The following is a 9,896-nucleotide window of genomic DNA, read 5'->3' on the forward strand; positions in this document are numbered from 1 at the left end:
CCATGGCCGACGAACTTTCGAAGGATCAGCTGAAGCCCGAGCATCCCGACCGCAAAACGGGGTACGAGCGCATTCTGACCGATCCCGCGCCGCCCTGGTTCGTCGAGATCTATCCGGGCGGGGAAGGAACCGGATTCTTCCGCAAGCTCGAACGCCATTCGATCCTGTTCCATCAACGGGATGCGGCGCGACTGGTCGTCAGTTTCGACAACATAGGCAATGCCAACGATCTGTCCTTCGCGCGCGAGCCCTGGGGCTGGAAGTTCTTCCGCGACGAGGGCTGGTCGCATATGGGCGTGTTCGCGCGGTCCAAGGCCTGGTACCGCGACCCCGAGATCATCGACTATTTTCAGGCCAAGGCGCGCGAAGGGCTCTTCGAGCGTTTCGATCAGGTCGTGTTCGCCGGCGCCTCGATGGGTGGGTTCGGGGCGCTGACCTTTTCGGCACTGGCGCCCGGGGCGGTGGTGATCGCCTTCAACCCGCAATCCACGCTGGACGAACGGCTGGTGCCGTGGGAGACCCGATATCGCTTTGGCAAGGTTCAGGATTGGGACCTGCCGCTGGGCGATGCGGCCGATTGCATCCGGACGGCCCGAAAGGTCTATGTTTTCTATGATCCGTTCTTCGAGCCCGACCGGCGGCACGTCCATCGCTTGCAGGGCGCGAATGTAGTGCCGCTGAAGACGTGGTTCTCGAACCATTTTGCCGCGCCGATGCTGCGCAAGATCGACGCGCTGAAGCCGGTGATGCAGCAGGCCATGGCCGGCACGCTGGAACCGCAGGCCTTTTACCGGATGATGCGCGCACGGCGGCGCCTGCCCATCTACATGCGCGGGATCGAGGCGGTGGGTGAAGACCGGCATCCGAAACTTGTCGGGGCCGCGCGGCAGCGATTCCGCGCCCTGCGGCGCCAGGCTGTCGCGGGCGGTGCGTCATGACCCCCGGCCGGGGCGTGTTCATCGGCCAGCGCAAGGACCGCCTGGGTGCGCGGCTGTTGATGATGCTGACCTGCATCCGCCTGGCCGAGGATTTCGACACGGACTATCGCGTCAACTGGTTTCCGCAGGGGGCCGACGCACCGGAGTTGGACACACCGCACGAGCTGTTCGCCACCGAATGGATGGCGGCCCATTTCCTGGAGGGTCGGGCCTATGACGAATTGGCCGCGGATGCGGTTCCCGTCTGGAGCTTTCAGGGCGACAAGACCCCCGACAGGCTGCGCGACCATCTGGCCGCGGGCCGTTCGGTCATCGTCGAAGAAGGCTTCGAGGTTCTGGCCTTTCCCTGGGAGGATATCGAATCCATCCGCCCCCGATACCGCGATTTCATCCATCGGATCGGCTTTGCGCCGCCGATCCGCGCGGTCATGGATCAGGCCGACGCCCGGTTGTCGGGCAAGGGGGTGTCGGCCTATCACATCCGGCGCGGTGACATCCTGAACGGCCTGCCCTGGAAGCATACGACCTGGCCCGCCAAGATCGAGCCCGAAGAACTGTATGACGCGCATCTGGACAAGTCGCGCGGGCAGACGGCCATCATGTTTTCCGATCAGCCCGAACTGATCGCGCGGTTTCAACAGCGCCACCCGAAATTGATCCAGATGGCCGACATCGCCGATCTGTCCGGCATGACCCGTGCCCAGCGGGATTTCCTGGAACTCTACACGATGTCTAGGGCCGAGCGGGTGATCGCTCCGTTCATTTCGGCGTTCTCGATGGCTGCGGCGCGGATTTCCGGTCAGCAGCGGCTGGTCTTTCGGGACGTGCTGTCCGAGGACGAGATCGCCCGCGCCAATGAACGAGTCATCCAGCGGGTCGCCCAGGGGCCGTCTGCATTTCTCAACCCGTCCGAGGCCGCGCATGTCTATGCCAAGGCGTCGCAGTATCTCTGTGCGCAGGACCGCTGCCAAGAGGCCTATGACCTCGCCCAGCCGATCCTCGATGCCGGGGCGGACAATGCGTTCCTGCCGCTGCTGCAGGCGCTGAACGCCTTTTATCTGGGCAAGTGGAAGGAAAGCGAACACTTGGCCCGGACCGGGTTGGAAAACCCGAATTTGTGGCCCGAGGACCGAGCCGTTCTGTGTGCCTTGCGCGGCGCGATCCTGGGGGCCCGGAAAAAGCGCTGGGCCGCCGGACTGCGATTCGCAAAAGCGTTTTGGGCCAAGCCTTTGCGGCCGGATGTTGTGGTGCTGGGTTCGCGGATGCTGTACCGCGACCAACTGCCGTTCCGCCTGTTCCCGCCGGTCGACTGGGCGCTGCAGCGCCGGCTGCGGCAGCGCCGGTTTGCACCGTTCAACAACCTGTATCTGGTGCAGCACAAGGTCATCGCGCGCCAGCCCTGCAATTTCGACATGGTGCTGCTGGACTGGGCCGACCTTTCCTTGGACCAGCGTGCGCGACGGTTGCCCGAATCTCCTGCACGGCTGGCCGCGCTCGAGGCGGCGGTCCGGGCATCCGAGGACCTGTCCGAGGACGATCCGGCCGTGCAAAGCCTGATTTCGACGCTGCACCGGCACACCGGCGAGGTGTCGCTGTCTGCGGCGATCGATGTCGCGCGCAAGGTCGTGGCCGCCTGTCCGGACGCCCCGCTGTACCACAAGCGCCTAGCCGAGCTATATGCAGATGCCGGCGATGCCGGCGCGGCGCGGTTGTCGATGGCGGATGCGCTGGCCTGCGACCCTGACAATGCGTTTCTCGTCTTTGCCACCGGCCAGTTGTTGATCCGCCTCGGGGCCAAACGGCAGGGCGAGCAGCAGATCCTGAATGCCGCCGAACTGGACGAGGTCACCGCCGCCATCCAGGGGGCAGCCGGGCGCATTCACCTCAGGCGCGGGAACAAGCCGCAGGCCAGAAGGTTCCTGGAGCGGGCCGTGGCGCTTTGCCCGACCTATTCGCGGTTTTCCAACCAGCTGAGGCGGGTCGATGGGTGACATGCGCGCATCGACGCCCCACGCCCCGGCGGGGCGGGGCAGTTTGCCCTTGGTCTGCCGGGGCGAAGAAAATAATCTGAATGAAAAACCGGTGCCCGCGGCGGGATCGCCCGTCCGGGCCGATTGATCCGAGGCAGAACCGCATGGTCGAACAGCCCCCCCGCTTTGTCAGCGTGACCCCGATGAAGAACGAAGGCCCCTTCGTTCTGGAGTGGGTCGCGCACAATCTGGCGATCGGAATCGACCGGATGGTCGTGATGACGAATGACTGCACGGACGGCACCGACGCCCTGTTGCAGCGACTGCACGACCGCGGCGTTCTGATCCATGTCGACAACAACTCGGCACGTCCCAGCAGCCCGCAGAAACGCGCCTACAAACGGTTCCTGCGCATGGACCTGGCGCGCCCGCGGGACTGGGTCGTGGTCATCGACGCCGATGAACACATCAATGTAAAGGCGGGCGACAACACCCTGCAATCATTGGTAGAAGCCGTCCCGGATGCGCACATGATCTCGATGACCTGGCGGTTGTTCGGAAATGCGGGGGTCGTCGGCTATGAAGACAGGTTCCTGTCCGAACAGTTTCGCCGCGCCGCCCCGGATCACATGCCGCGCCCACCGCAGGCCTGGGGGTTCAAGACCATGTTCCGGCGGGACCTTTGGAACGTGATCGGCGTCCACCGCCCCAAGCGCCCCAACGTGGACAGCATGGCGGATTGCCATTGGTACAACGGATCGGGGCAGCCGATGCCCGAACGCTATTTCACCAGCAGCTGGCGCTCGGCCCGGGATTCGGTCGGGTACGATCTGGTGCAGGTGAACCACTATGCGCTGAAATCCTGCGAAAGCTATCTGGTCAAGAAGGTGCGGGGGCGGGCGCATCACACGGGTGAAAGCCTTGGGTTGGACTACTGGAACATGATGAACCACAACGCGGTCGAGGACCGGTCGATCGACGCCATCGCCGATCGCAAGCGGGACCATTTCCATGAGCTCATGTCGGACCCTGAAACCGCACGCCTGCACCACCAGTCCTGTGACCTGCATCGCCGGCAGATTGCCGAGCTGCTGAATACCGCCGAGATCCGCGATCTGATGCGGCAGATGACGGCCGGGCAGGAGGGCGCCTGATGCTCTGGTTGCACCTCGGCATGCCGAAAACCGGTACGACGGCGCTTCAGTCCTATCTGCGCGGTCATGCGGATATCTTGTCCGAGAACGGGCTGCGCTACATGAAGGCCGGGCGCCAGCGGCCGGACACGGGCGAGCGCCCCAAGGTCAGCCACAACATGATGGCCTTTCACCTGAACCAGACGGCCCAACCGCTGGATGCCTTCCGCGAGGCGATCGCCCGCGAATACGAGGATCACGCGGACAAGGCCTGTGTGGTGTCGTCCGAGATGTTCTACACCGCCGACCTGGCGCGCCTGGCGCAGGTCTTCGCGGAAATTCCCGCGCGCGAGATGCGCGTGGTGTTCTATTGCCGCCGCTATTCCGATTTCTTCGAGGCCGATTACAAGCAGCGGGCCAAAAACGGCCGGCTGCCCGCGGATGGCTCGGGCTTTGTCCGTGACCGGCTGGCGGCGATCCGGTCCAACCCGGACGGGCACAGCTATGCCGGGGCGGTCGGTCGTATCCGAGCGGCCTTTCCGGGTGTCACCATCCTGCCGCTGCTGTATGAGCGGGCGGAACTGGCCAATGGCAACGTCATCGACGATTTCCTGTCACGGATTGGGGTTGCGCCGCCCCCCGAGTGTCCTACCGACTTGCCGGCCAATCCGTCCTTGTCGCGGGTCGCCAGCGAGGCCTTCGGCGTGGTGACCCGGGCCATTGGGCGCAAGCGCAGCCGCCAGTTGCGCCGTCAGGCGGTGAGCGATCCGGTGATGATCCGCCGACACGACGTGCTGGAACCCGATGAGCGCGCCTGGCTGGATGACTTTCTGGCCGAGGCTGACGAAGGGTTCCGGCAAGAGTTCTTTCCGGACCGCAAGGTTTTGTTCTCTCCGGTTCGCCTTGGTGCCGAGGACCGGCGGTTCCGCCGCGACAGCGCCGAAGAGGTCGCAGCGCTCAAGCAGGCATCGGAAATCGTGTTCCGCATGGCGCTGGACGCCTGAGGCGATTCAATCCAGCGGAACCTCTTGCCGCTGGCGTCCGGTGGTCTTGTCGAAGATCAGGATGCGGTTGTCATCGGTCACAACGGCGAACCAGTTGCTGCCGATGGTGACGGCCTGGGCGCGGGCACCGTCGGGCAATTCGATCTGATCGGGCAGGGTGGGGGTTCTGTCCGATAGGCGGATGACAATCAGGGCGAATGTCACTAGAACGCCGCCAATCATCACCGCGGTCAGCAACATGACCATGCGGCGCAGCAGGCGCAGCTGAGGCGTTTCCTGCGGTTCTTGGGGATCTGAAGGGACAGTCATGGGCACCCGGACAATTGAATTCGTGATCGCGGACGCTCCGCCGCCCCGCCTTGATAAGGCGCTTTCTCGAGATGTGCCAGCAGATGAAAATCTGTCGCGCACGCGGCTGGCCCGCCTGGTCGAGGAGGGCGCGGTTTCGGTGGACGGCAAGGTCGTGACCGATGCCAAGGCCAAGGTGGCGGAAGGGGCGGCTGTCTGCATCACCGTGTCCGAGGCGGACGAGAGTCATATCGGCCCCGAGGACATTCCGCTGGACATCGTACACGAAGATGCCGACCTGATCGTGATCAACAAGCCTGCAGGCATGGTCGTGCATCCGGCGCCGGGGTCCCCCAGCGGCACTTTGGTGAATGCGCTGCTGCATCACTGCGGCGATGATCTGTCCGGCGTGGGCGGGGTCAAGCGGCCGGGCATCGTGCACCGGATCGACAAGGATACCAGCGGGCTTCTGGTGGTCGCCAAATCGGATGCGGCCCATCAGGGGCTTGCGGCCCAGTTCGAGGCGCACAGCGTCGAACGGTATTACCGCGCATTGTGCTATGGCGTGCCCGATGCCAACGATCCTCGGCTGCGCGGCATAAAGGGCGTGAGTTTCGAGCCCGGAAACGTGATGCGGATCACCACGCAGTTGGCGCGGCACAAGCACGACCGGCAGAAACAGGCCGTGCTGTTCCACGGCGGTCGCCACGCCGTCACGCGCGCCCGGGTCGTCGAGGTGTTCGGGCAGCCGGGCGCCGTGTCGCTGATCGAATGCTGGCTGGAAACCGGGCGCACCCATCAGATCCGGGTGCACATGGCCCATGCCGGGCATGGTCTGGTGGGCGACCCGGTCTATGGCGGCAAGCGCAAACTGTCGGCCCGGTCTTTCGGCGCGGACGCGGCCGAGGCGGTGCGCCGCTTTCCCCGGCAGGCCCTGCACGCGGCGGTTTTGGGGTTCGAACACCCCCTAACCGGTGCCCGGATGCGGTTCGAGGCCCCCGTCCCGCAGGACATGAAAGCCCTGATTTCGGCGTTGAAACAACCCGCAAAGTCTCGTGACTAACGCATTCTTAGGTTTCCTTTATCAATCTTTAATCCCACACTGTTAACACCTGCCCTTGAATGGTCCGAAACATGGCCCCATATCCATGTTAAGGACATAAACATTGGTCCGAAGGGACGTGATACATGGCAAATTACAAAAACCTCCCCGTGCCCACGCCTGAAGGCGGGCTGAACCGGTATCTACAGGAGATTCGCAAGTTTCCGCTGCTGGAACCGGAAGAGGAGTACATGCTGGCCAAGCGGTGGGTCGAGGATCAGGACACCGAAGCGGCGCACAAGCTGGTGACCTCGCATCTGCGGTTGGCCGCCAAGATCGCCATGGGCTATCGCGGCTATGGGCTGCCCCAGGCCGAGGTGATTTCCGAGGCCAATGTGGGCCTGATGCAGGCCGTGAAGCGGTTTGACCCGGAAAAGGGCTTCCGCTTGGCGACCTATGCCATGTGGTGGATCCGCGCCTCGATCCAGGAATACATCCTGCGGTCGTGGTCGCTGGTGAAACTGGGCACGACGTCGGCGCAGAAAAAGCTGTTCTTCAACCTTCGCAAGGCCAAGGCGCGGATCGGTGCGCTGGAAGACGGCGACCTGCACCCCGACAACGTCAAGCAGATCGCGCATGATCTGGGCGTGACCGAAGATGAAGTCATCAGCATGAACCGCCGCATGTCGGGCGGGGATGCGTCGCTGAACGCCACGGTCGGGTCCGAGGGTGAAGGAACCATGCAGTGGCAGGACTGGCTGGAAGACGAAGATGCCGACCAGGCCGGCGATTATGAAGCCCGCGAAGAGCTTGAGGTGCGCCGCGAATTGCTGGCCGAGGCGCTCGAGGTGCTGAACGACCGCGAAAAGGACATTCTGACCCAGCGGCGGCTGATGGATCAGCCCGTCACTTTGGAAGAACTGAGTTCGCAATACAATGTCAGCCGCGAGCGCATTCGCCAGATCGAGGTGCGCGCCTTTGAAAAGCTGCAGAAAAAGATGCGGGAACTGGCGCGGGAAAAGGGGATGCTGACCCCGGCCTGATGCGCCAGGTCCGACCAGAACACCCGGCCCGGATCGCTCCGGGCCGTTTTTTCGTGCCGCTACTGCAGCTGTTGGCGGAATACCCGTACCATGTTTTCGCCCATGACCTTGCGGATCTGCGTCTCGGTCAGGCCTTCGTCCAACAAGGCCGAGGTCAGCGCCGCCAGTTCCGACGTGTCGAACGCGGTCTCGACCGAGCCGTCATAGTCGGATCCCAGTGCCACATGATCTTCCCCGACCGTCTCGATGGCTGCCTTGATCATTTTTGCAATTCCCGCCGGGGTGACGTCGCCGCAGGTGACGTCGGCCCAGTATCCCATCCCGATGACACCGCCGGTCGCCGCGATTTCCTTCATCAGGTCATCGGGATAGTTGCGCTTGACCGGGCAGAACCCGTGCAGACCGCCATGGCTGACGATCAGCGGCTCGTCGGTCATGGCCAGCACGTCGCGCGCCACTTGCGGGCTGGAATGGGCCAGGTCGATCACCACCGGGCGTTTGGCCAGTTCGGCCACCACCTGCCGCCCGAAGTCGGTCAGACCCGTGTTTGCGGTGCCGTGCAGCGAGCCGCCCAGTTCGTTGTCAAAGAAATGCTGCAGCCCGAACACCCTGTGCCCGGCATCGAATATCGGGTCGAGATTGGCCAGATCGCCCTCCAGCGGATGGGCGCCTTCGATCCCCAGAATGCCGCCCACGACCTGTTCGCCGCGCGCGCGGGCCTCGAGCACCGCGTCCAGATCCGCGCGGGTCTTGATGATTTTCAGATGCCCGTCCGAGGCGGCCTCGAACCGGTGCAGCTTTTCGGCCTGATAGATCGCGCGTTCCTTCAGGCTGTCCCAGGTGCGCAGCGGCCATAGCTGACCGATGGCCAGCAGGGTGATGTTGTCGAATGCCTCGGCCGAGTTTGCCTCGTAATTCTGCCCGGCCGGCGACTTGGTCACGGCGGTGAACACCTGCAGTGCCACGTTGCCTTCGATCAGCCGGGGAATATCCACCTGGCCGCGGGTTCCGCGCTCGGTCAGGTCGCGGCTCCACAACAGCGGGTCGGCATGCAGGTCGCCCACGATCAGGGTTTCGTGCAGGGCCGCCGCGGTGTCGGACACCGGGTATGGGTCATGGTCGATCACGTTGTTGCGCGCGTCTTCGACATAGGCCGGTACGAAGCCAAAGAACACCACGGCCCCGATGACGATCGCGGCCAAGACAAGGCCTGTCAGCCATTTCAGAAGTCTTTTCACGTCTTTCCTCCCCAAGTGTTTCCCGCAGCTTACGGGGGAAAATCGACGAGAAAAGCCTGACTTGGCGTCGCTTGGCTGGTACAGAGGGCGCAACAGATGTTGGCGCAAACATTTCGGCGCCGAACATGGTCAATTACGGAGGACACCATGCACAAGCCGGTTCAATGGGGCATTCTGGGGGCAGCGAAATTCGCCCGCCAGTTCATGGGGCCTGCGATCCATGCGGCTTCGGGTGCGCGACTGGCCGCTCTGGCGACCTCGGACCCGGCCAAGGCCGAGCCGTTTCAGGATTTCTGCCCGGACCTGAAGGTCTTTGACGACTATGACGCGCTGCTGGCCTCGCCCGAAATCGAGGCGGTCTATATCCCTCTGCCGAACCATCTGCATGTGGAATGGAGCCTGAAGGCGCTGGGGGCCGGCAAGCACGTCTTGTGTGAAAAGCCTATGACCATGCGCGCCGAGGAGTTCGACGCCCTGATCCACAAGCGCGACCAGACTGGGCTGCTGGCGGCCGAGGCCTATATGATCGTGCACCACCCGCAATGGCAGCATGTGCGCGACCTGATCGCCGACGGGGCCATCGGGGATCTGGTGCATGTCACGGGCGCATTCAGCTTCGACAACCGCGCCGACACCGGCAATATCCGCAACCGCGCCGAAACCGGCGGCGGCGGGCTGCGCGACATCGGCGTCTATGTCATCGGGTCGGCCCGTTTTGCGACGGGGCAGGAGACCGACGCCGTGCAATCGGCCATCCGCTGGGAGGATGGCATCGACGCCTTCACCGAAATCCGCGCGCAGTTTCCGGGGTTCACATATTCGGCCTATGTCTCGATCCGCATGCATCCGCATCAGGAAATGGTCTTTCACGGCGAGCGCGGCCTGATCCGCCTGACCGCGCCGTTCAACGCGCGGGTGTTTGGCGAGGCCCGGGTCGAGCTGCATCGCCCGGGTTTGGAAGTTCTGGTGCGGCGCTTCCCGGCCGACGATCACTACACGCTGCAGGTCGAGGCGTTTTGCCGGTCCATCCGCGCGGGGGACGAATATCCGTGTCCGCTCGAATTCTCGCGCGGGACGCAGGCGATGATCGACCGGGTGTTCGACGGCGCAACACCGCTCTGACTTGCGCGACGCACCACCGCGGGCCTAGGTCACCGACTCATAGACGCGCAACCAGATGCGTGTTGCGGCGAGTTTGACTAGGGCGAGGAAGTTGGCGTCATGTTTCTCGTATCTGGTG

General features: G+C 63.8%; 9 protein-coding genes. 7 read left to right on the top strand and 2 right to left on the bottom strand.

Features of this window, described 5'->3' with window-relative positions; genetic code table 11:
* Positions 1 to 2: 2 nt before the first annotated feature.
* The 4 genes from F3H26_RS14905 to F3H26_RS14920 all read left to right on the top strand — a co-directional run bounded on the left by F3H26_RS14905 (position 3) and on the right by F3H26_RS14920 (position 5,045).
* Positions 3 to 938, top strand: a complete 936-nt coding sequence (locus F3H26_RS14905; RefSeq protein WP_149776803.1) for a hypothetical protein — start codon at positions 3 to 5, stop codon at positions 936 to 938.
* Positions 935 to 2,929, top strand: coding sequence for a hypothetical protein (locus F3H26_RS14910; RefSeq protein ID WP_149776804.1), 1,995 nt, complete (start codon positions 935 to 937; stop codon positions 2,927 to 2,929). Before F3H26_RS14905 ends, F3H26_RS14910 begins: the two co-directional genes overlap by 4 nt.
* Positions 2,930 to 3,072: 143 nt before the next feature.
* Positions 3,073 to 4,062 (top strand): glycosyltransferase family 2 protein, encoded by a 990-nt coding sequence (locus F3H26_RS14915; RefSeq protein WP_149776805.1) that lies wholly within the window; start codon positions 3,073 to 3,075, stop codon positions 4,060 to 4,062.
* Entirely contained in the window at positions 4,062 to 5,045 is a 984-nt protein-coding gene (locus F3H26_RS14920; RefSeq protein WP_149776806.1) for a hypothetical protein, read from the top strand. The genes F3H26_RS14915 and F3H26_RS14920 overlap by 1 nt, the downstream gene beginning before the upstream one ends.
* A gap of 6 nt (positions 5,046 to 5,051) precedes the next feature.
* On the opposite strand, the gene F3H26_RS14925 is transcribed toward F3H26_RS14920, so the two are convergent.
* Positions 5,052 to 5,354, bottom strand: coding sequence for a DUF6476 family protein (locus tag F3H26_RS14925; RefSeq protein WP_149776807.1), 303 nt, complete (start codon positions 5,352 to 5,354; stop codon positions 5,052 to 5,054).
* Here F3H26_RS14925 and F3H26_RS14930 point away from each other — a divergent pair.
* Both F3H26_RS14930 and rpoH read left to right on the top strand, forming a co-directional pair.
* Positions 5,353 to 6,396 carry an RluA family pseudouridine synthase gene (locus F3H26_RS14930; RefSeq protein ID WP_149776808.1) on the top strand — a complete coding sequence of 348 codons (1,044 nt, stop codon included), beginning with the start codon at positions 5,353 to 5,355 and terminating at the stop codon, positions 6,394 to 6,396. The genes F3H26_RS14925 and F3H26_RS14930 overlap by 2 nt on opposite strands.
* A 125-nt stretch (positions 6,397 to 6,521) precedes the next feature.
* Positions 6,522 to 7,418 (top strand): RNA polymerase sigma factor RpoH, encoded by an 897-nt coding sequence (rpoH, locus tag F3H26_RS14935; protein ID WP_149776809.1) that lies wholly within the window; start codon positions 6,522 to 6,524, stop codon positions 7,416 to 7,418.
* Between the two features lie 59 nt (positions 7,419 to 7,477).
* On the opposite strand, the gene F3H26_RS14940 is transcribed toward rpoH, so the two are convergent.
* Positions 7,478 to 8,656 carry a dipeptidase gene (locus F3H26_RS14940; protein WP_149776810.1) on the bottom strand — a complete coding sequence of 393 codons (1,179 nt, stop codon included), beginning with the start codon at positions 8,654 to 8,656 and terminating at the stop codon, positions 7,478 to 7,480.
* Positions 8,657 to 8,803: 147 nt separating this feature from the next.
* On the opposite strand from F3H26_RS14940, the gene F3H26_RS14945 reads away from it, so the two are divergent.
* Positions 8,804 to 9,778, top strand: coding sequence for a Gfo/Idh/MocA family protein (locus F3H26_RS14945; protein WP_149776811.1), 975 nt, complete (start codon positions 8,804 to 8,806; stop codon positions 9,776 to 9,778).
* Positions 9,779 to 9,896: the final 118 nt, after the last annotated feature.

Origin of the sequence: Ruegeria intermedia (assembly GCF_900129345.1) — a bacterium.
GTDB lineage: Bacteria > Pseudomonadota > Alphaproteobacteria > Rhodobacterales > Rhodobacteraceae > Ruegeria > Ruegeria intermedia.